The sequence below is a fragment of the Legionella israelensis genome (genome assembly GCF_004571175.1).
GTDB lineage: Bacteria > Pseudomonadota > Gammaproteobacteria > Legionellales > Legionellaceae > Legionella_D > Legionella_D israelensis.
This window is the reverse complement of record NZ_CP038273.1, coordinates 1535580-1560839: the sequence shown is the minus strand read 5'-3', so window position 1 is coordinate 1560839 and position 25260 is coordinate 1535580. Positions and strand designations below refer to the sequence as shown.

The following is a 25260-nucleotide window of genomic DNA, read 5'->3' as shown; positions in this document are numbered from 1 at the left end:
AACGTGTCGGTTTCCTCTATGGTTCAAACAATGAATACAAGCGTTCGGCATAAGCTGATAGCTGATGAGCCTTGTCAGACATATTATCCTCACAATACCAGCAGACGCATAAAATGGCTTGAATGATGCACCAGCTCAATACTCTTTGCCGGTCAAAACCCGTTAACTCGATAATTAAATCAAGGTTTCGCGCAATGGCTTTGGTCTCAAGAGGACCTTCTACCACGCATAATGGATTTCTTAAGAAAGCACCGATTTCAAATTCTCTTTCGCCCACAACTCCTTTAGGGTCAATCGCAAGCCATTGATCATGGTGTCGCAAGATATTGTAATGGTGTAAATCCGCATGCAGAAGCACGGCTTCACCCTGGCTGGTTAAAAGCTCTTGCGTTTGTGAAGTTATAAATTCTCGCAATTTTTTAGCGACAAGCTTTTTTAACAAGGCATGGCTCTCTAATTGCTTAAGCCCCCTCAACCATTGTTTTAAGGAAATAAAATGCTCTGGATTGTTCAGGGGACGCCATAATTGCCGCATGAGAGAAACGGCTATTGGAATACTTTGCTGTTCATCCCTGAGTTCAAGCAAGCGACTACCAGGTATCGCACGTTCGATAATCATCCAGCCTTCTTCAGGAACAGCACTAATTAAAGAGACGCAACCGACACCGTTATAATGCTTTAGGGCGTGGATCTCATGAACAAATTCATTGTGTGGTACACAAAGCTTCAATACCCATTCTTCCTGATTAGGGCCTAAAACGGGGAGAACGTAATTAAAACTCAGATCGCTGAAAGGTGACTGTAATGTTAATTTATGTCTATGTGCCAGATTTTCAAGCAAATGAGGTAAATTATTCCACCATGACAAACCTTTTTGGCCGTGCACAGAGCAAATGGTTTCTTTTAACTTTGTTGTGTTCATTTGACCTCAAAAGAAAAGAGGTAAAGAAGGGTTATATGTTTGGTCTTTCTTTGCATGATTTATCCTTAAGCCGCATAGGCTGCAGCAAAAGCATTGATTACAAGCTTCGTTGCTTGAGCAATAACGCTTTCCTGTTTTTCCGCTGTTTTTTGATGGTCATTCGTGAAATAAACTACCAGCACAATAGGTGCGCTTTTAGGCGGCCAGATGATGGCAATATCATTCGTTGTACCGTAATACATGCCTGTTCCCGTTTTGTCACCCACTATCCAGCCTTTGGGTACACCTGCTCTGATTCTCGCTTCACCCGTGGTATTTTGCTGCAGCCAAGATATAAGCAGTTGACGCTGAGATTCAGCTAAAATATGTCCCAGCGCCAGGCGCTGTAAACTCTTTGCCATCGCTTTTGGCGTGGAGCTGTCATTCACATTATCCAAACCACCTGACATAGCCTCTTGTGGCCATCCGTGATCTTGACGAAAGACAGTATCACCGATGGAGCGAGCAAAAATATTCATCACCTGCACTCCGCCTAACTGCTTTACCAGTAAATTCATTGCAGTATTGTCACTGTAGCTGATTGCAGCGGCACATAGCGCTTCAACGGTCATGCCATCACTGAGGTGCTTTTCTGTAACAGGGTTCCAGTTGGTTAACTCTTCCTGTTTATAAAAAAGCTTTTTTTGTAATAGCAGAGGCTCACTCATACTTTTTTGAAGAACGGCTGCAACCCCCATAACTTTTGAAGTGCATCCTGTGGGAAAGCGTTCATTCGCACGGTATTGAATATGCGAGTTATCTGCGGTGTTGATGGCATAAAGACCTATTCTTCCTCCTGATTGAGATTCAAGCTCAGCCAGCTTTTTCTTCAATGCAAACAGTGAATCATTACGCGGTGTGGCAGCGTAGGTATTACAATGTCCTCCAAACAAAAAAAGCAGGCTTACCATGTATAAAAATAAACGTATAGACTTTATCATCAAAATTCTCTTAAATGGCATTCGATTTGAGCATCAATATAGAGGCTGTCATCAATGATTAAAATCGGCATCCATTGGTATTGTTAATCGGATGGTGATTCATTTTAACTGCCTTATACTTCTGCAATAAATGTCATAGGACCGCTGCCGTTGACTCAAGGCGGGTTGTTAACTGTTAGCACTTACAAATTGCTATAATAATTGTATAAAAAATTGAACAAAAATGGAAAATGAGTTTTGTGAATAATTTTAATCATATGCTAATGCATTCGAATGCTCTTTATGATGCATTTAAAGATTTTTTTAAGAATACGCCAATTGAACATTGGGGATATTATTGTTTTAACACGAGTGGCCATTATTTTCAGGTAGAATCTGACCAGCATTTTTTTAAAGATTTTTTAGAAAAAAAATTATATTTAGAAATTCCAATAAGTAATTCAAACTCAATTGAGTATCAATTTTACACTAGTGTTGTGGAAGCCGATCCAAATTTAAACAAAAATATTTATCAGCTGGCAAAGGCTCATGAATATTATTCATTTGTGAATATCATCAACTACCAGACCGAGTATACAGAAGTCATTACACTTGCCTCTAAAAAGAAATCTTTAAATATGGTCAATTACATCATAAACCATCAAGAATGGATGCTAAAAATAGCGCAAAAAATTCATGAGAAGCTGTTTTCTTTATTCAGCGAATCAAATTGTATCCTTTTACCTTCTGAGCTGACTCAAGACATACAAAAAATCCATCATCAAACCTTAATGAGTGTTGCACAGAAAAATGGCATTAATGTGAGCAATATTACTGTTTCAAATGATTCTTTTGATTTTGGTTCGCTTCCTTTCGATCTGCAACGTTATCTTTTCAGTAGTCGAGAAAAGGATATGATATACCTTCTGTACTACGGTTTTAACACGAAAGAGACAGCCGAAATTCTTGAGCTGTCAAGACGAACGGTTGAACGTACATTTGAAGAAATTCGAAAAAAACTAAAATGTAAAAATAAAATGCAAATATTATACGTTCTTTTTAACCGATTTAAGAAAAAAACCTGATAGGGGCGTGTCAGTCCCAATAAACTCATTACTCACCCATGCTGATTTTTCTATCGTATCTGACGGAAGTGTCGGTTATAACGCCATCTCTTTAATTCTTAAATAATCTTCAAATTATACACTGATTAGAAACAGGAGAATTAAAGGAAAAATGATGTCAAACAAGTTAATTAAAAATATCCAAAGCAATCCGAATAAAGTTTTAAAAGAAATAGCGATGCCTATTTATTCAATGGCTTCGGATGAAGTAACTCATAATATAGATCTTAACCAGGAGGACTATGAAGCGCGCATGGCTGCTTTAGCCGACTCATTCAAAGAGATTGTTGCTGCACAAGATTATTTTTCTCAAGATGATCTTATTGAAAATTATTTTGATTACAAGGAAATCATCAATAATTGGGGTGCACAACCGCATGATCCAGAAACAATGACAGCAGCAGCTAATTTTCAAGCTGCGTTATCAGACGAGTTATCCCGTGTTTTGTTAATGCAACTTAATGAAAAAAAAGAAGATGTATTTTTTAAATTGGGTTTGCTCAATTATAAAACCGGTCAAGTCCAAAAAGTGCTGTAAATTCCCATTAATTCAGCCTATCAAGTTAGTACGTTATTTAGTCAAAGCATTCATCCCTACAACATTAGACTTTCCGGCTTCATTCTCAGCCAGCCAGTCATTAAATTCGTCCATATTAAGATAACGCCTTGATTGCCACTGCTCGTTTTGTTCAGCTAATAAAGCGCCAATCAGCCGCCATGCAGAATCATCATTAGGAAATATCCTTATCACTCGTTCTCGGCGCCTGATTTCCTCGTTAATTCGCTCTTGCATGTTGGTGGTGCGAAGTCGCTTCCTGTATTTCTCCGGCAACGCCATAACTACCATGGCATCGTCAAAAGCCTCCTCAAGGCAGGTAACTGATTTTGGTGCTTTTTTCTCAAAGGCATCAATAAAATCATCGCGTCTACGCCTGGCTTCTTCCATATCAGGTGCCTGAAAAACAAGCTTTGCCTTTTCAGCAACATCTTTGCGGTGTCTGACAGAGCAGTGCCCGAGGATGTTGCGCATCAAGTGAACTTGGCATCGTTGCCAGGTTGCACCTTGAAAGTGCTTTCTAGCCGCTTCCACAAGCCCTGCATGCTGGTCTGACACAACATACATCACGCCTTTTAGCCCACGAGATTTTAGCCATTTAAACGCTTCATCCCATGTAGCATAGCTCTCAGTGTCACCAATGCGAAGGCCCAGTATTTCACGGTAGCCATCACTTCTGATACCCGAGATGGTCAAGGCTGCTCGAGACACGACTCTGTCACCATCACGACACTTGATAAACATCGCATCAACCATGATAAATGGGTAGTTGTCACCATCAAACCGACGCTCGTTGAAGGCTCTGACTCTTGCATCAAGACCAGAACACAGTTGACTGACGGTTGACTTTGAAAAACTAGCACCGCAAAGTTCTTCAGTAATGTTATTAACTTTTCTGGTTGATACGCCATTAACAACCATTTCCATCAGAGCCAATACAAAAGCCTGCTCACTGCGTTGATAGCGCTTAAAAATATCGGTAGAAAAAGAGCCATCACGTGTCTGCGGCACTTGAAGAGTGACTGGTCCCACACGAGTGTATAGTTGTCTTGGACGGTAACCGTTACGATAGCCTATACGTTCACCTGAACGTTCATGCTTGTCTGCTCCCAGACTTTCTGACACCTGTGCCTCCAATACCTGATTCAATACACCTTCAACAAGCTTTGCGAGCCCATCCTGGCTTGATAAAAGTTCTGGAAGCAATTCCTTTCCAACTGTAATATTGTAATCCGTCATCGCTAATCTCCTTCGATAGTTATTGTTTTTCGCAACTCAATAGTACCGAATTTTAGCGATGACTCCACTCCTAAAAAGTCAACCTGAATTTACAGCAGTTTACGGACATAACCTATAAAACCAGTGCGGCCAAAAAAAATAATTTAAATGAAATATTTCAATTTTTGAATAACAAAGAAATTGAATCTTGGCAAAAAAATAAAAAAATTGAAGATTTGGTGAAATATTTTAATGATATAATTAGACAATCAAAAGAAATAGCTGATAAAAAAGTGCCTCATCTTTCTAAGCTACTTGATACTTATCGAAAAGACTTGGAATTACATAGAGAAAAGACAAAAAATCGCTGGCTAGAAAGAGTAAAAGATGTCAAATATGATAAGAAAACAGGAAGCTTGTTTTCAAAAAAGATGAACTGTGATGCTGCACTAAGAATCACAGAAGAAATAAAAAACGGCATACTTAAAAATAAAAACCTTTCTTCAGTAGAAAAAATAAAACAGTTTGACGATGACCTTTCCCCCAAAAATAAGACCATGACATTGATGAGATTTCCATTAAAATTGCAAGATTGGAGAACTCAAAATGAAAAGACGTTATACAGAAGAACAAATCATCAAAGCCATTAAATCTCACGAAGCTGGAACCAAAGTGGCTGATATCTGTCGCGAATACAGCATTTCCTCAGGGACATTTTACAATTGGCGAAGTAAGTACGCAGGGCTTGAAATTAATGAGGCTAAGCGGCTACGTGAACTTGAATCTGAGAACAATAAACTTAAGAAGTTATTAGCTGACAAACTTCTTGAAGTAGAAGCAATGAAGGATGTGCTGTCAAAAAAGTGGTAACGCCCGCGGAAAGAAAGCCAATTGCTCAACACCTTATATTACGTTTTAAACTCAGTGAGCGTGTGGCTTGTAGGCTAACGGGATTGAGTCGAACGATGTTTCGGTATCAACCCAGATCACGGGCGGATGATGTAGTCAGAGCAAGACTCAGGGCATTGGCAACGCAATACCCTGCTTATGGTTATTTGTTACTTCATGGTTTACTCAAAGCAGAGGGCTTGGTCATTAATAAGAAACATACTTATCGGTTATATACCGAGGAGGGATTACAAGTACGAACGAAGAAGCGTAAAAAGCTTACCCGACCTAGACAGCCAATAGAATTACCCACAGCACCTAATCAACGTTGGTCAATGGATTTTGTATCTGATCAACTGAGTAATGGAAGACGATTTCGTGTATTAAATGTTGTCGACGATTTTTCCCGTGAGATGGTTGGTCAGCTGGTTTCCACATCAATCAGTGGCCGGCAAGTTGCACGTTTTCTAGATCAATTAATTGAGCAACGTTCTAAGCCAAATAAAGTGATTTGCGACAATGGGACCGAATTTACTAGCAAAGCAATGTTCTTTTGGAGCAAAGAAAGTGGTGTGAACCTTGGTTTTATTCAACCAGGAAAGCCAACACAAAACGCTTTTGTGGAAAGCTTGAATGGCAAGTTTAGAAATGAATGCCTAAACCTGCACTGGTTCCGGACACTGGATGAAGCAAAATATGAGATTGATCTATGGCGTGAGCACTATAACTATGTTCGCCCGCATAGCTCACTCAATTATATGTCACCAGTTGAATATGCGAAACAGGTAGCATAAGATTTCGAATCTCATCAAGGAAGTGGTACTAATTTAGGGGAAAGGTCATATGGTTTTTCACATCGATTCAAGAATTTTGTCTGCGTGCGTTTTTATTGCTCAGTGGGAATTATCCGAGGTGTACTTAAAAGATGAGTCACGATTTCCCTGGTTTATTCTTATCCCCCGTGTTGAAAACGTCCAGGAAATCCATCAATTATCGAGCCACCATCAAAGGATATTAATGGAAGAAATCAGCCATGTGTCTGAAATTATTTCTAAGCAGTTTAAGCCTGATAAAATAAATGTCGCCTCCCTTGGAAATATTGTTTCACAGCTTCATATTCATGTGGTTGGGCGAAGCCAAATCGATCCATTCTGGCCAAATGGCATATGGCAACCTAACTATACACCCCATCCGTACTTAAAATCAGATATAGAAAACCTTCAAAAAAAACTTCAATCCGTTTTAAAAGAGATATAGTTCGTCAATGGTTTTTCAAAGTAATTATGGTGCCGGTTTGTGGAATTAAAAAACAATCCTGAAAAGCTTGCAAAGACAATAATTCCGCGCAGTATTCACAGAGTTATCCACTGATTTTGTGGATAACAGCAAACCAACATTTTAATTAAGATAATGCGCTAAGTTTTGCTGGCGTGGATGTTTTTTGAAATGGCCTCGCCTATTGATGAAAATCAGAACGATGAATAAAAAAACTTATCCACAGGATAAGGTTTAATTTTCCAGGAAGCGAATACTGTATCAGAAATATTTTAAGAAAAATAGACTTGATTCTTTTTATTCTTCGTACCTGGCCTGTTTTTTCGTCGTCTACTGAGCTTTTTATTTTTGAAATCGGTTCAATAATGAACAGCTCATTCATTGTTCAAAAACGTTTGATCAGGAATGTCTTGATCAAGCTGCCTGCTCAATAACTGCAGCGGCCAGAGTACAGAATTTGATCATGAAAACATATCTATTTTTTCAATACAAATGTTTTTCAAAATACATGTAGAGTTTTACTCTAACGCAATCCTAAAGAAGCACAATTATCATTATTGTGAGATTCATCTTCTTCTCTTAGGTTTTGTTCTTTTTGTCCTGTTTTTAAGTATTGTTTATGTGTCTCATAAAATGCTTGGGTTGCTTTCTCATCTTCCTCGCATCTTTGAGAAAATTTTTCATATTTCTCATTAATTCTTGATTTGTGGGTATTATAGTTCTGTAAAGATCTAAGAAACATTTTAACTTCCTATTGATTTGGTGGATTAAGCCAGAAATAAATGATTATAATTTATTTCTGACTATCTTATTGATTTGCTCAATTGTTTACAAATGATTTTTTTAAATCATCATCATCATCTTTAACATTGGATTCCTTTTGAGGTTTTGAGCCCAGAAAACTGTCTCTGGTTGAACTTTTCTCAAAAAATCGTATGTTAAAAAGAGCTTCAGTGCATTGATTTACACAATGTTTCGGATAACCTGTTACGAAATCCTTGCTGGCCAGCAGGATATTAACCCAGTCTTTTTCATCATTTATTTGATTCATAAGCATCTTATGATTTTTCTTGATGGTTTTAACCTCTTTTTCCAGCCCGTACAATGTATCAAAATCTTGACTTAAAATTGAATCCATATGTCGTTTCAAGCCGCTTACTGATATTTTATCCTCGCCTGTTTGGGCAAAAATCTGCTCAAATCGGTGTTGCACCTCACTGCGTAATTTTTTGTTGCTGATTTTAGCAATGATTTGAGCTGTTTCTTCTTTACTAATATATGTCGTGAAAAAGTAAGAAGATTTTTGGGAAAAAATTTCCTTAACAACTGTTTCACTTGCCTCAACAATCTTTATTATATTTTCCCGCTGTTGTTTTATATTGGCATATTCATTTTCTAAGTCGTCTAGATCTTCTTCACGATTTTGAGCAATTGTTTCAGCCAATTTGATAAAAGCAGCGATTAACCCCATGAGGATTATAGTAGCAAGAATAAAGTTGAAAGAGCGTTCAGCCCGGTTCTCTACTTCTCCATAAGTGTTATTTCGCCAACCATTCGAAACATTATCAAGCGCCACAAGCAAAGTACATATTTTAAGTGCTGAAGCCTGGATGGACTTGTCAACAAAACCATGCCATAAATTACCTTTTTGTCCAATAAGCAAATTCGGCAATAAATCTAACATTTTTTTAGAAAATGTTTTTTGGAATATCTCAAGTTTATCTTCGGAGTTGACGACTTCGATGCTCATAAATTTCTTTCTAAAGCCCTCAAGTTGCCATTGGTTTATTACAAAATTTATACTGTCTTCAATGGATTCACGAGCTATCCTCCCCCCAGATTTATCGGGAACAAGGGGCAATTGACTTTGGCAAAACAGCCTTTTTACAAAATTAAATATTTCTCTTTGTTCAGATTCTGAGGTTATTTTTAAAGCTTCTATAGTATTTTTGGTAATCAATCCTAAAGCAAGGTCAATTTTTACAGGCGATCTTTTAAGATGCTTTTGATTTAAAATATTGGAAGATAAATAAATATTTGTGTCCAATTCACGACGAAATGCTTCAAAATCATAACTTACCAAGTCTATGTTAACTGTATCCTTATTATAAGAATTTTTACGATGTAAATTCATATAATGACGTCTGATTTGCTGATGGATTTTATACCTTCTCTGCTGTCTAAGCATCAATAAAATTCTCATGGTTTTCCTCTGATCAATATGGTTTATAAATTATCATTTTACGCATAAATCATTATTATTTAGTTATAAAGTTTGGGTAAAATGCGACATGAAAGTTATATAAAAATATTTTGAGGGGTATTAATTTGAATTGAATTGACAACAAACAAAGGAGGGTTATGTCCGTAAACTGCTGTAAATTCAGGTTGACTTTTTAGGAGTGGAGTCATCGCTAAAATTCGGTACTATTGAGTTGTGAAAAACAATAACTATCGAAGGAGATTAGCGATGACGGATTACAATATTACAGTTGGAAAGGAATTGCTTCCAGAACTTTTATCAAGCCAGGATGGGCTCGCAAAGCTTGTTGAAGGTGTATTGAATCAGGTATTGGAGGCACAGGTGTCAGAAAGTCTGGGAGCAGACAAGCATGAACGTTCAGGTGAACGTATAGGCTATCGTAACGGTTACCGTCCAAGACAACTATACACTCGTGTGGGACCAGTCACTCTTCAAGTGCCGCAGACACGTGATGGCTCTTTTTCTACCGATATTTTTAAGCGCTATCAACGCAGTGAGCAGGCTTTTGTATTGGCTCTGATGGAAATGGTTGTTAATGGCGTATCAACCAGAAAAGTTAATAACATTACTGAAGAACTTTGCGGTGCTAGTTTTTCAAAGTCAACCGTCAGTCAACTGTGTTCTGGTCTTGATGCAAGAGTCAGAGCCTTCAACGAGCGTCGGTTTGATGGTGACAACTACCCATTTATCATGGTTGATGCGATGTTTATCAAGTGTCGTGATGGTGACAGAGTCGTGTCTCGAGCAGCCTTGACCATCTCGGGTATCAGAAGTGATGGCTACCGTGAAATACTGGGCCTTCGCATTGGTGACACTGAGAGCTATGCTACATGGGATGAAGCGTTTAAATGGCTAAAATCTCGTGGGCTAAAAGGCGTGATGTATGTTGTGTCAGACCAGCATGCAGGGCTTGTGGAAGCGGCTAGAAAGCACTTTCAAGGTGCAACCTGGCAACGATGCCAAGTTCACTTGATGCGCAACATCCTCGGGCACTGCTCTGTCAGACACCGCAAAGATGTTGCTGAAAAGGCAAAGCTTGTTTTTCAGGCACCTGATATGGAAGAAGCCAGGCGTAGACGCGATGATTTTATTGATGCCTTTGAGAAAAAAGCACCAAAATCAGTTACCTGCCTTGAGGAGGCTTTTGACGATGCCATGGTAGTTATGGCGTTGCCGGAGAAATACAGGAAGCGACTTCGCACCACCAACATGCAAGAGCGAATTAACGAGGAAATCAGGCGCCGAGAACGAGTGATAAGGATATTTCCTAATGATGATTCTGCATGGCGGCTGATTGGCGCTTTATTAGCTGAACAAAACGAGCAGTGGCAATCAAGGCGTTATCTTAATATGGACGAATTTAATGACTGGCTGGCTGAGAATGAAGCCGGAAAGTCTAATGTTGTAGGGATGAATGCTTTGACTAAATAACGTACTAACTTGATAGGCTGAATTAATGGGAATTTACAGCACTTTTTGGACTTGACCCAAAGGAGTTAGAGATTTTATAAGAGGCAGCCACCACATTATTTTCACTCTCTTAATATAACTGTCTTTACTATACTAATGAGTATGTGAGTTTTTTAAGCCATTATGTCATTTTATGAATAATTTTAACCACATGTTAATGCATTCTAATGCGTTGTACGATGTGTTTCAGGAGCATTTTAAAGAAACACCGATCGATCATTGGGGATATTATTGTTACGATTATGAGGGGCATTATTTCCAACTTGAATCTGACAAGGAATTCTTTAAGGATTTTTTGGAAAAAAAATTATATGTGGAAACCCCGATATATCAATCGCGCTTAATGAAATATCAATTTTATTCTTCGGTTATAGGTGCGGATCCAAAGGTTCCGGAAAAACTGAGTCATTTATTAAAATCCCATGGATATTATTCTTTCGTTAATATCATTCATTTTCATAGTGATTACACTGCAATCTTAACAATGGGCTCAAAGAAACATTCTTTTGATATGATAAATTATGTCATGAATAATGAAGCGAAAATATTGAATATATCTCATAAAATTCATGAGAAACTCTATCCCTTATTCAAAAAACAAAATTGCATTATTCTTCCTGCCGACCTGAAAACCAAATTACAGATGTTTCAAGAGGATTTATTAAGAGAAAATGCCTACAAGGAAAAAGGCAATATAGCATCCCGCAACAACTTAGAAGCATTTAATTTTAGTTCTCTTCCTTTTGATTTGGCCCGATACAATTTTACCGCTCGGGAAAAAGATATTATTTATCTTCTTTTCCATGGTTTCAATACCAAAGAATCTGCAGATATTCTAGACTTGTCACCGCGAACAATTGAACGCAATTTTGCCAGTATTCGAAAAAAAACGAATACATCCAATAAATTGCAAATATTAAACTACCTCTTAAAGGCTCCATAGTTGCAATGTTTTCTTCTTATTGAATGCGCAGCAAAGCTGCGCGGGAAAAGCAATAAATATTCAACGGATGATTAACGAATGGCTATTATTGGGCTTAAAAAACACATTAAGTCTATACTTAAGGCACCTAATAAAAAATATTGTATCCAGAAGAAACTGGAGAAAATTATGCCTATATTTCCAATGATAGAAGAATCCACACAGTTAATCCGCTGGGTCAGTGTGTTAGGTGATAAACCTTTTTATTTATCTAGTGGGATGAATTCCGGTTACAGAAACACCTGGTTTCCTTTTCAAGGCATGCAGCAAGAAGATGTCGGAGCGACGACTTTTAAAGGACTATTAGTGAAACCTGATTCAACATTAAATAAGAATCATTATCCCCCAGATTTGGTCAATTTCTTTCAGACGCGCTTAAATGAATTAGAAATGAATTTTAACCTTATGTTAGATTTGCCAGAAGATAGAAAAAACAGCATATTTTTATATGAACAGTTTGCTGATATGTTCAGAAGGTATAAGGATAAAAGCGAGAATGAATTAGTAGAATCTTTGCAACAGCGTTTAGCTTCCGTATTGAATTTAAAAGGCGGTTATAATAACGAAGAAACATTAAAAACTCTGGATAATATTGCTGAAGTTATACAACATGTTTTAGATAATATTGAGCAACCAGATATTCTAAATAGTGCTGCAAGTATCATGGAAAAAAGTAAACAAAGACATACTCGCTTTGGAGAATACTATGAATATCAAGGTTTGGTTGAAAACCGCTTCGGTAATTTTGATTGCCTCTGCCTTTCGTTTTTAATTGGTGGAGGTTATTGGGAAAGCACTGAATCTCAAGAGTTACGCGATTTTTTACAAAATAACTACTCAGATTATTTAAGTTTCCTTGCAATACAATATGAAGAGCAAATTGAGGAGTGTAAGAACTTCGACATGGTTGTGCAAGGCGATTTACTGGATACCGTGCAAGATGCAGAGCAAATCAATGGGATTTTACGTGAGTCAGGTGCTGCTATTTCCGTTGATAATAATGGAAGTACTGCCTATGATAATACCTGGTACGATGTCCATGCAATATTAGATGATGATTTGCGTGATGATTATTTGCATGGTCTTCATCAACAACCCAGAGCGATAGAAAGAATCAACCTGGCTATCGATTGTTCGATAGAAAATAAAGAGCAAAGAAAAATAGCCAGGGCTCATTTACTTCATTATCACTCATGTTACGCACTAAACCTTGCTGCTCCCTGAAATTTAATTAAAATTTCATCCCTGATTTTTAGGGAGGAAGATTTAATGGATATGCTTGATATTTATAGTGACTATTTGATTTGCCAGAATAAATATGCAACAGCTACAGGTTTATCGGAGATGTTGGATGGTGAATTTGCTCACGACAAGGTGACACGATTTTTACGACTACAAGATTTTGGTTCCAAAGCGCTCTGGAATTATGTCAAGAAGTCAGTCAGGGAGAGTGAAGCATCAGACGGTGTTCTTTTATTGGATGACTCGATTGAGGAGAAGCCTTACACGGATGAGAATGAAATTAATTGTTGGCATTATTCCCATGCTAAAGGTGATGTGGTCAAAGGGATTAATATCCTGACCTGCATGGTTCGGTATGGTGACTTCAGTGTTCCTGTTGGTTATGAAGTTATCAAAAAAGACGTTGCTTTTTGTGACATTGAAACAAGGCAAGCTCGCAGAAAGTCATCCACGACTAAAAATGAACTTTTTCGCAAGCTTATCGCACAAGCGGTTAGTAATCATGTGTTGTTTGACTTTGTACTTGCGGACAATTGGTTTGGCTCGAAGGCCAATATGGCTTACATCCATAATGACCTTCAAAAATCGTTTATTATTGGGATTAAATCTAATCGAACCTTAGCTTTATCCAAAAACGACGCCAACAACGGACGGTACACAAAAGTCAGAGAATTAGAGCTTGAAGAGGACATAGCCCACACAGTCTATCTCAAGGGATTAGACTTCCCAGTGAGGCTTTTGAAGAAAATTTTCAAAAACGAAAATGGTTCTACAGGGGTTCTCTATCTCGTTTCTAATGACATGACCAGCAGTGCCGAACGTCTTTATGAAGTGTACCAGAAACGGTGGCGGATTGAAGAGTATCACAAGTCAATTAAACAAAATGCAAGCCTGAACAAGTCTCCAACCCGTACCAGGGCGATTTCATCAAAGTTCAAAATCCAATCACTTTTTTCAAATATTGAGTAGAAAGGGCAGCTTTCATTCGTTTTAAAGCAATGCCATCTTGGTTTGAAGTATCTTGGGTTAATAATTTAAGGACTATTTTACGCATAATGCTCAAATTTCTATCTGCATAGCCGCGATATATGGGGCATTGATCTTCGTTCATACCGACATCCAACTTATAGTGTAAGCCATTTTCTATTTTCCAATGGTCGCGAATCGCCTGACGCATTAAGTTGTGTTTTTTATAAGGCAGGGATGTCATGTAGTAACGTGTAGCCGTTTCAATGTCTCCTGTGGGTAGATGCCGCGTGGATTGCACACGGATATAGGCGCTTAAATCTTTCCATTGTTGACCGCAGGAAGGAAGGTACATGGCTGGTAATACGGTGTATGTTCTTTCTTCAAAACGGCTGTGGTCATAATTATTGGTGTCTTTCTGTTGGAAAACCATGGCTTTGTAATTTAGGGAGTCCGCTTTTTGAAAGAGGTTATCCACTTTCCGGTGCATGCGTTTATGATTCTTTTTTAAAGCAAGCACATAATGAGCTTGTTTGAGACGTATTAAATTGGCAATTCCCTTTTGCGTTCCCATTGCATCAATCGTTATTACTTTATCTTTGATATTGAGTGCTTTTAGTAGTACAGGTATCCCCTTTATTTCATTAGACTTGTCAGGTGTAACCGTGCTTCCAAGCGTCGCGGATAAGCGTGGGGAGTAAGCATTCACCAGATGGGTCGCCTTCTTATGGCCCCTTTGATAAGAGGAGCCGCGACTCGTCTTACCATCAATCGCAATCAGCTCATCCATAAAAAATTGACTGATTCCTTCTATCCATGAACTTAAACAACGCTCAAATTCTAAAGGGTCAATCAGAGAAAATACCCGTGCCAATGTGTGATGGCTTGGCAAACCTTCACTGACGTCAATAAATTGGCTTAACCATCGCTTGCGCGACCTGGCAAAAATCTCCATGGCTTTCCAACTGTCACAGCCACATATTAATCCGCATAAAACAATAATCAGTATCGTTAAAAGTGAATACGTGCAACGACCTCCAACTCGTGGATCGCGGATGGACAGAAAACAATGAAACAAATATTGATTTTTTCCAAATTTACGCGTACTTTCTAACACAATCAGGCTCCTTCTTAAGATTTTTATAATCTACGTCGGTCAACGTAGGTGCCTGATTATTAACACTTTCTATTTTAATTTGCCAGATAAATCAACTCTCTCTTCTACAGTTGAGATACTCTTATCGTTTGATTTTTGAACTTTGATGAAATCGCCCTGAACCCGTACGGTTAAAACACAATCCAACCATATCTTTGCCGCAATCATTGCATACTGCAAACTGGAAATGATGAAAATAAAGACAAAATTGAATCACTTTGCCATCAAGTACAAATTAATACTCAGGGCTAACCAAATTGCTATGCAGGAGTTAAAAAATATGGCTCGTTAAAGTCGATTGTGCGTAACATGAGTTATCAGTTAAACCATCTCTCCGAACTGGTGTCTGGCGCAGAAGGTCAAGAACCATGCCACCAAGGCATAGAAGAACAGGCACATCGAGTTTTGCAAGGCTTATATCAAACTTTTGTCAATACGAATTGGAATCCAAACTTGAATCCTAAAGGGGGAAAAACGATTGTTATTGGCTCTGATAATGAAGAGCGATATGAGTTCACCGGTCTTCCAGAGGGCATTGAGCGTATCCTTGACCTTATTTCAAATGCGCGTGCGAAAGACAAACAAGGTGAGGAAGTAAGTTGGGTTAACACGCTACATAAAGTAGAAAAAATTGGAGCAGAATCAGCCGCGCCACTCAAACTATTAGGAAAAAACCGCTTAGCAAAGGAGACGTTTAACTTTTTTAAGGCACGATATGAACAAACCAAAAGTCACCGAGAGGAAAGCGAAGCTGACTTTGTATCCCGTTATACGAGTCCAAATATTTAGCGCTCTCTAGGTTCTTTGCACTTATCTTTTACTGGCTGCAAATTAGGCTGCTTTTCTCAAATTTCAACTTGAGTTCGTTTAAATAGAACCGGCTATTCGTCTCATTCAAGCTGAAATTTGAGCTAAACCATCCAAATTTTCGCTACGACAAAAGATAAGTGCGCAGAGCCTAGGGCATTCAGAAAGCGGTTACTATATGTCGAATCTATATGGTCTATATTTAGATATATAGATTGAATATAGACCATGCCATGTATGTAGGACCCATCCTTCATTCAGATAAGCTCAATCTTCTGGCTTCGCAAATGCCATATATTTTTCTAAACCAACTAGGGGAGTATGGCCGCGAAAACCATGCAGAGAATATTAACTACATTCCGGAAGAAAGCAAAGACTCGTTTTTAGACAGTTTCATAGGGAATAGAGAGATTTCAAGCCCAACATTATCAGAATTTCATAAAATATAAAAAAACTGATTTTGCCAGAAACAATGAAGGTTTTAGCGTGATTAATCTAATCAATGCTCCTGAGGATCTTCCCGATACTTATTTTAGACGACAGTTAATTTATCTGATCTACTCGCGCATTCAGAATGGCGAAATAAAAGCCATTAAAGATGTAAGTATGAGAGGAAATCCTGAGACGGCGACCATCTCCTTAAAAGACTTGCTGGGAGATGAGGGCATAACTCTTTATCAATATGCGCTGCAGGAAGAAGTGAATTCCCCCGAATACCTGTTGGTAGTGGTCAATGAGGCAATCAGTCATGTTGAGGGAAACAAAACATTGCAACGGCCTATCATGTATGTTGCGGGACCTTCTGGTTGCGGGAAATCCTATAGTAGTCAATTTTTGAGTGAATATGCTTGTGATATGCTTGAAAAAGATCCCGATAATGATAGCGGGAACGTCTTTATTTCCATAGATGGCGGTATTGGTCGAGATGTATCGCAAATGCGACGATTGATGATATTGTTATCTAATGTCTGCGGCTATACTGGTGTCAAGGATCTTTATGATTATAGCAATGGCATTATTGCACCGGTAAAAAATCACCTGCTAAAAGCCGCTATCGATACTCCGGGAGTAGGAATTATCATACCAGAGACTTTTTCTAAACTGGTGATCCCATTCAATACATCAAGTGCTATGAAAAGATTAAATGAGTTAGAGGATTCGACCTTAATTTTTACCAGAATAAAATCAGAGCATTATCCGAGTATGAGAAAAACAGTGAAGGATATGGGGGATTCTCGCTCATGGAAAAGCGAGGGATATTATGATTTGATGGATTATGATTTAAATAGAGCCTCATTGAAAGAATCCAAAAAATATAATCCTCAATACTTTGAAAATGGAAGAAAAGGTTCATATAAGGCCCAAAAACAATACATGAATTTACATCATAGCCCCAAGCTCTTAATTGAATGTATATATGATTTACAATATCTTAAACCTGAAGGCGATGACTGGGTACCTGCAAGATATTTTGAAAAAGGGGCAAGACCCTTTTCTCAGCGTGTTTATAACGATTGGCATCAAACAGATAGGGCGGTGAGCTTACCAGACTACGCAAAGGCTTATCCTGAGCCGGAAATGCGCTTTTCTTCAGAGGCCAGGGAGGCTTTAAAAGAAAATAGTCCTTATGCTCACAGAAATTTAAAGATGTGATTGAATATACCGCTATGACAAAATTAGATTCATCTGTCTTTTGCTGTCATTTTGACGAAAAAAGTTAACCGCAGAAGACCCCATTTCACGAGGATTATGATGTGTTGGCTAAGCATTGAGATTAGAAGCTAATCATTTTTTGACAATTCGTGATATAATTTCCCATATACTTACCATAGATTATCCAGAGTGGTTATGAATCGTACATTATTTAGTGCTGTTGGCATCGCTCATAAAATTTTACTGGACTGTAAAAATAAGCTGCAATCTATTAAAGATGCACTGCCGGCTGTTCATCAACAAGAAAAAGTGGAACAGAGGAAAGAGGTAATAAACTTACTGAGGAAAGTCTCAAACATCTTCAACCCAAATATTCAGCAAGAAGTAGATGTAAAATACAAAGTGGCCGGCCTACTTTTAATGGCCGATCTATACTGTTATCTTGGTTATATAGCCGGCACTCCGAAGAGTGCTTTGAAAGCAATAAATGAAGCATTTAAAGCATTGGATAGCGCTAAAAAAATTATCAAAGATCTTGATTTCTCCGAAGTGGATCTTAAACTGATTTGTCAATTTAACACCTTTGAAATAGCAGATCCAGATGACGCATTAGAATTGATTCAAAGTAAATTATTACCAGAGCTCTCTGCAGCTACTGAAGATAAACCTTTTTTTCAAATAGTGACCCATGAGATTTCTCAGCCGCAAATTTAGTAACAGTGAGTTAGTAATATAATGGCTCAAATGCTGACGGTAGCATAAAGGGCCAAATATGACCGATTCTCGGGCAGGGCTGAGCACTTACGAATCAGGGGCCTCACCATAGTTGAGTTTCAATAAAACTTCCTGATATTTTATATTTTCATATCCAGGCTTTTATGCTCAGGTATGGGAGAGCCTGCGTTAGCTTCCATAGAGCAGGTTTTAAAAAATCTTGATTTTGCTGTTCCCTTCACCGTGGGTCCAGATTCTCCGGCGGCTAATTCCTCAAAGGGAGGGATATCATCTTCAAAATCGGATTCCTCATCGCTGAAAAAATCACATTCACTTTCACTGTCAGATGGAGAGAGATCGGCTCCCAACATGGTATCGGTTCCTTCATAAAGCGTTTCTGTATCAATGTCATATACGCTGGGAAAATTCATGCCATGTGAGCCGCGATGACTGATTTTATCATTTTGTCGGCTTAAAACCTCATGACAGGCCTGGCAGCACAACTTTGAAATGCCGATGTTAATTTTTTCTTCGGATGACTCCTCATTAAAATCAGTATATTCTCTTAAATAGTGCAATATGGCTTGCTCAGCATGCAATTGCTGTCGCTGCAATACCGCGGTATTAGGTGTGATGACCGTCATGGTGTCCGCATTTAACAAGGTATCCAGTTCCGATAAATTAAATCCTTTCTCGCCATTGGTATAAATACCCAACAAACAATGTTGGGCGAGTTTAAGTAAAGCATTTTCCAGATGTGAAATACTGTTTCCGCGATGTTTGTGACGAGATTGTTTATTGCTTGGCACAACATCTCCGACACCACCATTGTCTGAATGAATGATTTTTAATATGGTGTCGGTGGCTAATATTTTAGCGCGAGAGGAAAATTGTATTTCTTTGATGTTGGGTTGACTTCCAAGGGGAATATCTTTAGTCAGCTGTAACAGGAAATTTTGAATTAATCCCATTTTTCTGGCAAGACAATCCGCAAGTTCAGATTCCGTCATGGCTTCTTTCGGGTTAGGTGAATTTGATGAGGCAATGAGTTCTCCTTGATAAAAGGTCACTGCTACACATAGAGTATATTTATTATCCAAAGATAAAAGCCGGGATAAACTGTCCATTCTTCGCTGTTCCGGTGTCTTATTAACTGAGTGGCGAATGGGGGCGGAAAGCCTTTTAATCTCAGGATTTTGTTCGATGAACTGTTTTAGTTTTTCTTTTGAAAATTCCCCGCTAAACTCCCAATCCACGATTTTTGGAACAATAATATTTGCAATATCCTCGTCCATAAGGCCATAAAAGAGGATGGATTTTACTGCATTTTTACTGGCTTTTATTTTGGGATCACCAAGAGCTCTTTGTTGCTCTTCCCTTTGTATTAAATACATTAATTGTTCTATTCGCATGATTTTTTCCGGTATGTTTAATTAAATATGTACTTAATAAACAATATATAGCAGGAAGCTTAAATAAATATTAACCATTTATCCGCACAATTTGCGCCAAGAAAGGCTTACAGTAAAATTAATAAGGATAATTAAAAATAGGCTTAAAACTTGTAGCATCCTCCCAAGTGATAGCAGGGTTTTCACCACTATCCCACTGTTTCCATGAGGCGTTTTCCTTCAATCTGGAATAGCTGCGCATTAACTCCAGGCTTTCTTGCAAACCGGTTAAATCCCAGGCTTCATAAATGGTAAAATCCCTAACAGGTGACCTGTCGTAACTTGAATAGCGACGGCATGCAGCCCAAGTAGGCACATCCGCTAAATTTTTGGGCAAATAAATTTGTTCATACCAATCATTAAAGGATGTGCTTTTTTCTGGCGTGACTTCGACACTGACCATAAAAAATGGACGACCACCAAAAATGCCATCCCAAGTGCGTCTGGGATGTTCATATCGTTGTGTATAAATGCAAGCTTCTTGTATTCCATGTAAGTATTTCGATTGCCATGTGTTCCATTCAGATTTTTCCTGCTCACGGCCTGAACGTGTTTGAATGGCCTGAAGTGCTTGTTTGGCCATATTTTCAGAGGCACATTGGTAGATGGTAAGAAATTGCTTGTTATAATATCTCAAAGTACCATCAACGTTATGCTCTTCATAACGTTTTGCTGATTCAATTTCAGGAACGAGGTCCATTAATTTGGGAATATAAACATGGTGATAAAAATCGTTAAACTCAGCTTCTTTTTCACTATCGATGTTCAGGCTAACTATGATTAGCGCTTTCTTGTTCATTTGCGCTCCTCTCAATGATGAGTTTTAAATTACAGATCATGGCTGATATGGATATCGTCATTGTCCTTGGATATATCGGATAATAAATAGTGTTTAAACTCCCCACACCAGATGAATAATGATTCTACATCATTTCTTATTAGAGATGTATCAACAGACTCAATTTGAGCAATGAGTTTTACCACATCATCCAAGTCATGATTGAATTCTAGTTCTTCCTGAGACATTCCGCTGTATTTTTCAAGTTCATCCAATAAATTGAGCAGTTTTTTTAATTGCTCTGCTCTGGCCTGAGCGTGCTTGCTGATGGAAAAAAGAGGAATACTTGATTTAAGTCGATGTTTAATCTGTTTAAAGTCTTCCCATTTTTTTTCTTTATCTGATTCAGTCATTGTGTAGGTTAATCCTACAGAACGGCAGCATAACCAATGAAGCTCAATATCTCTTTGCGGGTGTTTGTCTCGATAGATTGCATTGATGATTTCAGAGAGGAATATTCGTTGTGATTGAGGTAGAAAAACATTGGGAAGCTGCTTGAATTTAGTGAGCTTCATGTCTTTCAAATTTTCGTCTGTAAGAGGCAACAAAACATGATTATACACCGTTTCTCCGGGTTGAGTAATGATTGGTTTAAACGCTTTTTCTGCAGTGACATTAAAGCGAAAAGGATTATGGCCTGTCTTGATTTGTAAATGTTTATTAATTTCTTTTAAACGCTTTTCCAGAGGAAGGGTTTGATGGGTCATGTTTAAACTATAAAAGTAAGTGTAGTCCATGATCGAGGTCCCCCAACTTTCCTGAGTGTAAAACACCAAGGTAATGCCTGGAGGTAAAGTAAAGGTTTTGGGGGCGGTGGTTTGATTTTCACGATTAATATGCTCAATCACTCCATGCCCCATACAAAATAACATTTCTTTCATCTTTTATGAAAAAAACAATAATCATATTGATATATTATAGAACGATATGGAGGAGATTGAATAAATATTTATCTCATGGCTAATCCTGCCCCGGGAACATAACATAACCATTATACGGAAGGGGGGAATGCGGCATCACTAGGTTAATTAATTTACTCTGATCGAGCCGGTATGTAGTCTATCCTTTTCTTAAAGGAGCTGTTCACATTGAATACTGTTCTTTCGGCGTAGTTGCTGATAAATAAATTCACGTCTTAATTATTTCAACTATACTAAACCAACTCTGCGTTATAAGGATTTCAAATGAAAAACACACTTATCACAGGGGCCAATAGAGGCATTGGCCTTGAATTTGCCCGTCAGCTAAAAGCGAAAGGTTATTATGTGATTGGAACTTGTCGTACTCCTTCCAAAGCCAAGGAACTGCACCAGATTGCTGATGAAGTGATTCAATTGGATGTCACCAATGACCAGCATATTGCGGACTTAAAAAAGGCACTTAATCATAGAGCCATCGATTTATTGGTTAACAATGCCGGTATCAGCGGTGATAAAGGGGTCACCATAGGAAATATTGATCGCGATAATTTTATCCATGTTCTCAATGTCAATTGCCTCGGCGCCGTTAAATTAAGCGATGCTTTACTGCCTAACCTGCAAGCCAGTGAGGATAAAAACATTTTAGTGGTCAGTTCCAGAATGGGTAGTATTTCTGATAATGAAAGAGGACGCTCCTATGCTTATCGAACCAGTAAGGCAGCCCTTAATTGTGTCATGCGCAGTTTTGCTATTGACGTGGAACCTATGGGTATCCATGTGATGCTGATTCATCCTGGTTGGGTGAAAACGGACCTGGGCGGCGAAGAGGCTTTGATCGATACACAAACCAGTGTGGAGGGTATGCTGAAACAGGCTGAACAACATTTTGCTGACAGCCATGCTGAAAAACTTCGTCGATTCGATGGCGACGGGATAATACCTTGGTGATTTATAAAGCAAATACAAGAATTACATTTTTTAAATCTTTCAAAGGATTGAATCTATCATGAACAAAATATTCTTAAACATGTTTTTATTGTTGTTGTTTCTTCCCGCGCAAGCCGCTGATATTCCAGAGGCAGAAATAGAGGATCAAAAACATGATCAGGAAATGTGCGTCCAGCAAAGGGTAAATCAATGCATTGATGTGATGTGTCAAACCTCAGAAGACATTAACTGTACTCAAATCTGTGAGCAAAATGCCAAGAACGAATGCCTTCAAGCTGGAGAGTGATATAGGCCCACCTGTAACAATTTAGTCCTGAACTTGTGAAGAGAAAACGTATCTTAGGTAAAATAAACTGGTTAATAAGATTAACAAAACCAATGCCAAACAAAATAAGAATAGCTGCAGCCACAATTAAAAAACCGTAGTATCGGATGCATACCTATCCAATTTTTATGTGCTTAATCTATTTGTAGTCTATTGAAGACCACTATTCCAATGATGATTGCTCATCATAATAAAATTTTAATAGCCTTAATCACTTGCCAGAATTCGGTTCAAGGAGTTCACAGACTGTGGTCCGTATAAGGTTTCAACGAGTCTACCTTGTGGATCAAAGACAAATGTTACCGGAACGCCTCTGATATCTCCGAGCTTGAGCTCTTTGGCGGGATCATTTTGCAGACTGGGGTAAAGGATATTATATTGACGGACAAGACTTAATTGTTGAGTGGTTGGCAAAGCATCATAATTGACAGCAAAAACGGTGGCTCGTTTTTTATTTTCCTTGGCAAATTGATTCAATGCAGGAATTTCACCGATACAGGATTCACACCAGCTAGCCCAATAGTTAATAAATACCCACTGTCCTTTAAGAGAAGAAAAAGGAATATTCTCTCCTTTTAACTTTTTAAGTACTGGCTCGGCAAAAAGAGATGTTGATATCATCACTAAAAAAAGAACGGTTAACATTTTTTTCATTTATTATCTCCGCAAATCTACGGTGGTAGAGAAAGTGGCGTTTAATGTTTAACGGGTAGTTTATCATAAAAAGAACTTGCCAATGCCAACTCATTGAACTTCACAAGATAGTAAAAAATGATCTAATGGGGTTTGTTGCAAGCAGAATTTATCGCAATAGATGCGCTTTTCTTGTCTTGTTGATTTTTGATAAAACCTGTAATAAGAAAAAACTGTGCCAGATAATAGCTCAGCATGATCCAGAAGCTATACTCATGATTTTTAAACATGAATTCATTAAAAGCAATAAGTGCATCAGAGAACATAAATAAAATCGCACCTGATGCCGAAATAGGATTATGTCGTAAGGCACTGATGGCCATAAGATTAATAACAAGCATATAAAGAGCAACAGGTATTTTCATTTGTCCCAAATAAGGCGACAAAATAAAAAAGACTAGCCCACTAACAAGAAAAACAGTAAGGATGAAAATGAAAAAGAAGTCTTTTCTTAAATACCATTGAGAAAGAAAGCGATTAAACAAGATAATATAAGTGATATGGGCTAATAAAAAGCAAAATAAACCAAATTCTAGAGTGTTTTGTGCTTTTAATGACAATACGATATCGCCTGAGGCAGAAAAAAGCAGTCCAAGCCATATTAATTTTTTTTTGGATAGAGATGAGGATGAGTGTTCTGCTAAAAACATTAAGCAGAAAATAGGAAGGGGTTTGAGAAGACTGGCAATTGGAAAATGAATATGTAAACCGATAAAAAGATAAAGAATGGATGTGAAAAAAAATGCCTTATATGTTCGTTCAAGGATGTCTTTATTCATGAAGTTAAATCCTTTTTAACCTGAAGAGTTTATTTTGACAGACCACAGTCTACACTATAAATAATGGAAATGTTCAGGGAAAAAAATGACCATTGCTTTTATATCTCATCCTGACTGTTTGTTGCATAACATGGGGAATTATCATCCCGAAAGCCCTGAGCGTTTAAAAGTCATTGATGAAGCCATAGATAAAAATCCATTGGCAGCTCAAATAAAACGTTATCAGGCTCCTCTGGCAACAAAAGAGCAATTGCTGTGCGTTCACGATGAGAGATACGTTAATTTTGTCTTTCAATCCTCCCCCAAAGAAGGTTCTGTTGTTCTTGATCCTGATGTGGTTATGAATCCATCCTCACTTCAAGCGGCTTTACGGGCTGCGGGAGCCGCTGTCTATGCTGTTGAACTGGTCATGAATGAGGAGGCGGAATCAGCCTTTTGTAATGTGCGCCCACCTGGACACCACGCTGAACGAAACAAAGCCATGGGCTTTTGTCTTTTTAACAATGTGGCAGTTGCAGTGGCACATGCTTTGAATGCTTTCAAGTTAAAAAAAGTAGCCATCATTGATTTTGATGTTCATCATGGCAATGGTACGGAGCATATTTTTAAAAATAATGAGCAGGTCCTGTACTGCTCAACGTTTGAGCACCCTTTCTATCCTTTCTGTGGAACGGAAACGCACAGTAAACATATTATCAATATTCCCTTGCCGGCAGGGACGACAGGCTCACTTTTTCGAGAAAAAATAGAAGAGCTGTGGTTAAATCAGGTAAGGGAGTTTCAACCGGATATGATATTTTTTTCAGCAGGTTTTGATGCCTATGAAGAGGATAATATGGCCGATTTATTACTAAAGGATGAAGATTATTTCTGGGTTACGCAAAAAATAAAAGAAATCGCGGATGAATGCTGCCAGGGGCGGATGGTATCAGCGTTAGAAGGAGGTTATCATCTGCCTGGACTGGGGCTTTGTGCAGTGGCTCATCTTCGAGGTCTCTTATCTTCACCTGCTGATTAACTTATGTTACGCAGCTTCTAAAAAATACTTTGCCGCGTAACATGAGTGATTAAAGAATCAGATTTTTTTTATTCTCAAAAACAGTCAAAAACA

Annotated in this window: 25 protein-coding genes and 2 pseudogenes; 16 read left to right on the top strand and 11 right to left on the bottom strand. The window is 38.2% G+C overall.

Features of this window, described 5'->3' with window-relative positions:
• Nucleotides 1–16 precede the first annotated feature (16 nt).
• Entirely contained in the window at nucleotides 17–922 is a 906-nt protein-coding gene (locus E4T55_RS06920; RefSeq protein ID WP_058501784.1) for an aminoglycoside phosphotransferase family protein, read from the bottom strand.
• A gap of 65 nt (nucleotides 923–987) precedes the next feature.
• Nucleotides 988–1905, bottom strand: a complete 918-nt coding sequence (bla, locus tag E4T55_RS06915) for a class A beta-lactamase (protein WP_082636521.1) — start codon at nucleotides 1903–1905, stop codon at nucleotides 988–990.
• A gap of 236 nt (nucleotides 1906–2141) precedes the next feature.
• Between bla and E4T55_RS06910 the strand changes: the two genes are divergently transcribed.
• Both E4T55_RS06910 and E4T55_RS06905 read left to right on the top strand, forming a co-directional pair.
• Nucleotides 2142–2966, top strand: coding sequence for a helix-turn-helix transcriptional regulator (locus tag E4T55_RS06910; protein WP_162262326.1), 825 nt, complete (start codon nucleotides 2142–2144; stop codon nucleotides 2964–2966).
• Between the two features lie 154 nt (nucleotides 2967–3120).
• Nucleotides 3121–3543, top strand: a complete 423-nt coding sequence (locus tag E4T55_RS06905; protein ID WP_115325386.1) for a hypothetical protein — start codon at nucleotides 3121–3123, stop codon at nucleotides 3541–3543.
• A gap of 33 nt (nucleotides 3544–3576) precedes the next feature.
• On the opposite strand, the gene E4T55_RS06900 is transcribed toward E4T55_RS06905, so the two are convergent.
• On the bottom strand, nucleotides 3577–4800 hold the full coding sequence (locus E4T55_RS06900) for an IS256 family transposase (protein ID WP_115325208.1): 1224 nt from the start codon (nucleotides 4798–4800) through the stop codon (nucleotides 3577–3579).
• A 164-nt stretch (nucleotides 4801–4964) separates the two neighbouring features.
• Here E4T55_RS06900 and E4T55_RS06895 point away from each other — a divergent pair, with 164 nt between their 5' ends.
• The 3 genes from E4T55_RS06895 to E4T55_RS06885 all read left to right on the top strand — a co-directional run bounded on the left by E4T55_RS06895 (nucleotide 4965) and on the right by E4T55_RS06885 (nucleotide 6924).
• Nucleotides 4965–5429, top strand: a complete 465-nt coding sequence (locus E4T55_RS06895) for a hypothetical protein (protein WP_115325385.1) — start codon at nucleotides 4965–4967, stop codon at nucleotides 5427–5429.
• Nucleotides 5386–6461, top strand: a protein-coding gene (locus E4T55_RS06890) for an IS3 family transposase (RefSeq protein ID WP_245183910.1) whose coding sequence is annotated in 2 segments (ribosomal slippage) — nucleotides 5386–5635 and nucleotides 5635–6461 — 1077 coding nt in all. Because the reading frame shifts where the segments join, the coding sequence is not laid out codon by codon here. The genes E4T55_RS06895 and E4T55_RS06890 overlap by 44 nt, the downstream gene beginning before the upstream one ends.
• A 49-nt stretch (nucleotides 6462–6510) precedes the next feature.
• The gene (locus E4T55_RS06885) at nucleotides 6511–6924 is read left to right on the top strand and encodes an HIT domain-containing protein (protein WP_058502233.1); all 414 of its coding nucleotides are present in this window, start codon (nucleotides 6511–6513) and stop codon (nucleotides 6922–6924) included.
• A gap of 541 nt (nucleotides 6925–7465) precedes the next feature.
• Here E4T55_RS06885 and E4T55_RS06880 read toward each other — a convergent pair.
• Nucleotides 7466–7684, bottom strand: coding sequence for a hypothetical protein (locus E4T55_RS06880; RefSeq protein ID WP_058502231.1), 219 nt, complete (start codon nucleotides 7682–7684; stop codon nucleotides 7466–7468).
• A 78-nt stretch (nucleotides 7685–7762) separates the two neighbouring features.
• Nucleotides 7763–9145 (bottom strand): hypothetical protein, encoded by a 1383-nt coding sequence (locus E4T55_RS06875; RefSeq protein ID WP_058502230.1) that lies wholly within the window; start codon nucleotides 9143–9145, stop codon nucleotides 7763–7765.
• 267 nt (nucleotides 9146–9412) lie between these two features.
• On the opposite strand from E4T55_RS06875, the gene E4T55_RS06870 reads away from it, so the two are divergent.
• The 4 genes and pseudogenes from E4T55_RS06870 to E4T55_RS06855 all read left to right on the top strand — a co-directional run.
• Complete coding sequence (locus E4T55_RS06870; protein ID WP_115325208.1) at nucleotides 9413–10636, top strand: IS256 family transposase; 1224 nt, start codon at nucleotides 9413–9415, stop codon at nucleotides 10634–10636.
• Between the two features lie 172 nt (nucleotides 10637–10808).
• Nucleotides 10809–11618: a helix-turn-helix transcriptional regulator gene (locus E4T55_RS06865; RefSeq protein ID WP_058501201.1), complete on the top strand. Its 810-nt coding sequence runs from the start codon at nucleotides 10809–10811 to the stop codon at nucleotides 11616–11618.
• A 183-nt stretch (nucleotides 11619–11801) separates the two neighbouring features.
• A complete protein-coding gene (locus tag E4T55_RS06860) occupies nucleotides 11802–12881 on the top strand; it encodes a hypothetical protein (protein ID WP_135121918.1) in 1080 nt (359 codons plus the stop codon).
• Nucleotides 12882–12926: 45 nt separating this feature from the next.
• Nucleotides 12927–13814 (top strand): annotated as a pseudogene (locus E4T55_RS06855) (IS701 family transposase); the annotation flags it as partial.
• Nucleotides 13815–13833: 19 nt separating this feature from the next.
• Here E4T55_RS06855 and E4T55_RS06850 read toward each other — a convergent pair.
• The gene (locus E4T55_RS06850) at nucleotides 13834–14982 is read right to left on the bottom strand and encodes an ISAs1 family transposase (protein WP_115325366.1); all 1149 of its coding nucleotides are present in this window, start codon (nucleotides 14980–14982) and stop codon (nucleotides 13834–13836) included.
• A gap of 160 nt (nucleotides 14983–15142) precedes the next feature.
• Between E4T55_RS06850 and E4T55_RS15610 the strand changes: the two are divergent.
• The 4 genes and pseudogenes from E4T55_RS15610 to E4T55_RS06835 all read left to right on the top strand — a co-directional run.
• Nucleotides 15143–15313 (top strand): annotated as a pseudogene (locus E4T55_RS15610) (IS701 family transposase); the annotation flags it as partial.
• Nucleotides 15314–15330: 17 nt separating this feature from the next.
• Nucleotides 15331–15810, top strand: a complete 480-nt coding sequence (locus E4T55_RS06845) for a hypothetical protein (RefSeq protein ID WP_058502575.1) — start codon at nucleotides 15331–15333, stop codon at nucleotides 15808–15810.
• Nucleotides 15811–16314: 504 nt separating this feature from the next.
• A complete protein-coding gene (locus tag E4T55_RS06840) occupies nucleotides 16315–17481 on the top strand; it encodes a hypothetical protein (protein WP_058502576.1) in 1167 nt (388 codons plus the stop codon).
• A gap of 195 nt (nucleotides 17482–17676) precedes the next feature.
• Nucleotides 17677–18195 carry a hypothetical protein gene (locus E4T55_RS06835; RefSeq protein WP_058502577.1) on the top strand — a complete coding sequence of 173 codons (519 nt, stop codon included), beginning with the start codon at nucleotides 17677–17679 and terminating at the stop codon, nucleotides 18193–18195.
• Between the two features lie 140 nt (nucleotides 18196–18335).
• Here E4T55_RS06835 and E4T55_RS06830 read toward each other — a convergent pair whose 3' ends face one another.
• The 3 genes from E4T55_RS06830 to E4T55_RS06820 all read right to left on the bottom strand — a co-directional run bounded on the left by E4T55_RS06830 (nucleotide 18336) and on the right by E4T55_RS06820 (nucleotide 21356).
• Nucleotides 18336–19607 carry a nucleic acid/nucleotide deaminase domain-containing protein gene (locus E4T55_RS06830; protein ID WP_058502578.1) on the bottom strand — a complete coding sequence of 424 codons (1272 nt, stop codon included), beginning with the start codon at nucleotides 19605–19607 and terminating at the stop codon, nucleotides 18336–18338.
• A 118-nt stretch (nucleotides 19608–19725) separates the two neighbouring features.
• Nucleotides 19726–20445 carry a DUF4286 family protein gene (locus E4T55_RS06825; protein ID WP_065236019.1) on the bottom strand — a complete coding sequence of 240 codons (720 nt, stop codon included), beginning with the start codon at nucleotides 20443–20445 and terminating at the stop codon, nucleotides 19726–19728.
• Between the two features lie 29 nt (nucleotides 20446–20474).
• Nucleotides 20475–21356 carry a putative adhesin gene (locus E4T55_RS06820; protein ID WP_058502579.1) on the bottom strand — a complete coding sequence of 294 codons (882 nt, stop codon included), beginning with the start codon at nucleotides 21354–21356 and terminating at the stop codon, nucleotides 20475–20477.
• 312 nt (nucleotides 21357–21668) lie between these two features.
• Between E4T55_RS06820 and E4T55_RS06815 the strand changes: the two genes are divergently transcribed.
• Nucleotides 21669–22352: an SDR family oxidoreductase gene (locus tag E4T55_RS06815; protein WP_058502580.1), complete on the top strand. Its 684-nt coding sequence runs from the start codon at nucleotides 21669–21671 to the stop codon at nucleotides 22350–22352.
• A gap of 58 nt (nucleotides 22353–22410) precedes the next feature.
• Nucleotides 22411–22638, top strand: coding sequence for a hypothetical protein (locus tag E4T55_RS06810; protein WP_058502581.1), 228 nt, complete (start codon nucleotides 22411–22413; stop codon nucleotides 22636–22638).
• 246 nt (nucleotides 22639–22884) lie between these two features.
• Here the strand turns inward: E4T55_RS06810 and E4T55_RS06805 are convergent, their stop codons facing one another.
• Complete coding sequence (locus E4T55_RS06805) at nucleotides 22885–23331, bottom strand: TlpA family protein disulfide reductase (protein ID WP_058502582.1); 447 nt, start codon at nucleotides 23329–23331, stop codon at nucleotides 22885–22887.
• A gap of 122 nt (nucleotides 23332–23453) precedes the next feature.
• Nucleotides 23454–24149, bottom strand: a complete 696-nt coding sequence (locus tag E4T55_RS06800) for a lysoplasmalogenase (RefSeq protein WP_058502583.1) — start codon at nucleotides 24147–24149, stop codon at nucleotides 23454–23456.
• A gap of 85 nt (nucleotides 24150–24234) precedes the next feature.
• Here E4T55_RS06800 and E4T55_RS06795 point away from each other — a divergent pair, with 85 nt between their 5' ends.
• Entirely contained in the window at nucleotides 24235–25167 is a 933-nt protein-coding gene (locus E4T55_RS06795; RefSeq protein ID WP_058502584.1) for a histone deacetylase family protein, read from the top strand.
• Nucleotides 25168–25260: the final 93 nt, after the last annotated feature.

What these genes read in the sequence shown, in the direction of transcription:
- E4T55_RS06920 (WP_058501784.1), bottom strand. Translation starts at nt 922, where the DNA reads ATGAACACAACAAAGTTAAAAGAAACCATTTGCTCTGTGCACGGCCAA.
- E4T55_RS06905 (WP_115325386.1), top strand. Translation starts at nt 3,121, where the DNA reads ATGTCAAACAAGTTAATTAAAAATATCCAAAGCAATCCGAATAAAGTT.
- E4T55_RS06900 (WP_115325208.1), bottom strand. Translation starts at nt 4,800, where the DNA reads ATGACGGATTACAATATTACAGTTGGAAAGGAATTGCTTCCAGAACTT.
- E4T55_RS06885 (WP_058502233.1), top strand. Translation starts at nt 6,511, where the DNA reads ATGGTTTTTCACATCGATTCAAGAATTTTGTCTGCGTGCGTTTTTATT.
- E4T55_RS06880 (WP_058502231.1), bottom strand. Translation starts at nt 7,684, where the DNA reads ATGTTTCTTAGATCTTTACAGAACTATAATACCCACAAATCAAGAATT.
- E4T55_RS06875 (WP_058502230.1), bottom strand. Translation starts at nt 9,145, where the DNA reads ATGAGAATTTTATTGATGCTTAGACAGCAGAGAAGGTATAAAATCCAT.
- E4T55_RS06870 (WP_115325208.1), top strand. Translation starts at nt 9,413, where the DNA reads ATGACGGATTACAATATTACAGTTGGAAAGGAATTGCTTCCAGAACTT.
- E4T55_RS06865 (WP_058501201.1), top strand. Translation starts at nt 10,809, where the DNA reads ATGAATAATTTTAACCACATGTTAATGCATTCTAATGCGTTGTACGAT.
- E4T55_RS06860 (WP_135121918.1), top strand. Translation starts at nt 11,802, where the DNA reads ATGATAGAAGAATCCACACAGTTAATCCGCTGGGTCAGTGTGTTAGGT.
- E4T55_RS06845 (WP_058502575.1), top strand. Translation starts at nt 15,331, where the DNA reads ATGAGTTATCAGTTAAACCATCTCTCCGAACTGGTGTCTGGCGCAGAA.
- E4T55_RS06835 (WP_058502577.1), top strand. Translation starts at nt 17,677, where the DNA reads ATGAATCGTACATTATTTAGTGCTGTTGGCATCGCTCATAAAATTTTA.
- E4T55_RS06830 (WP_058502578.1), bottom strand. Translation starts at nt 19,607, where the DNA reads ATGCGAATAGAACAATTAATGTATTTAATACAAAGGGAAGAGCAACAA.
- E4T55_RS06825 (WP_065236019.1), bottom strand. Translation starts at nt 20,445, where the DNA reads ATGAACAAGAAAGCGCTAATCATAGTTAGCCTGAACATCGATAGTGAA.
- E4T55_RS06820 (WP_058502579.1), bottom strand. Translation starts at nt 21,356, where the DNA reads ATGTTATTTTGTATGGGGCATGGAGTGATTGAGCATATTAATCGTGAA.
- E4T55_RS06815 (WP_058502580.1), top strand. Translation starts at nt 21,669, where the DNA reads ATGAAAAACACACTTATCACAGGGGCCAATAGAGGCATTGGCCTTGAA.
- E4T55_RS06810 (WP_058502581.1), top strand. Translation starts at nt 22,411, where the DNA reads ATGAACAAAATATTCTTAAACATGTTTTTATTGTTGTTGTTTCTTCCC.
- E4T55_RS06805 (WP_058502582.1), bottom strand. Translation starts at nt 23,331, where the DNA reads ATGAAAAAAATGTTAACCGTTCTTTTTTTAGTGATGATATCAACATCT.
- E4T55_RS06800 (WP_058502583.1), bottom strand. Translation starts at nt 24,149, where the DNA reads ATGAATAAAGACATCCTTGAACGAACATATAAGGCATTTTTTTTCACA.
- E4T55_RS06795 (WP_058502584.1), top strand. Translation starts at nt 24,235, where the DNA reads ATGACCATTGCTTTTATATCTCATCCTGACTGTTTGTTGCATAACATG.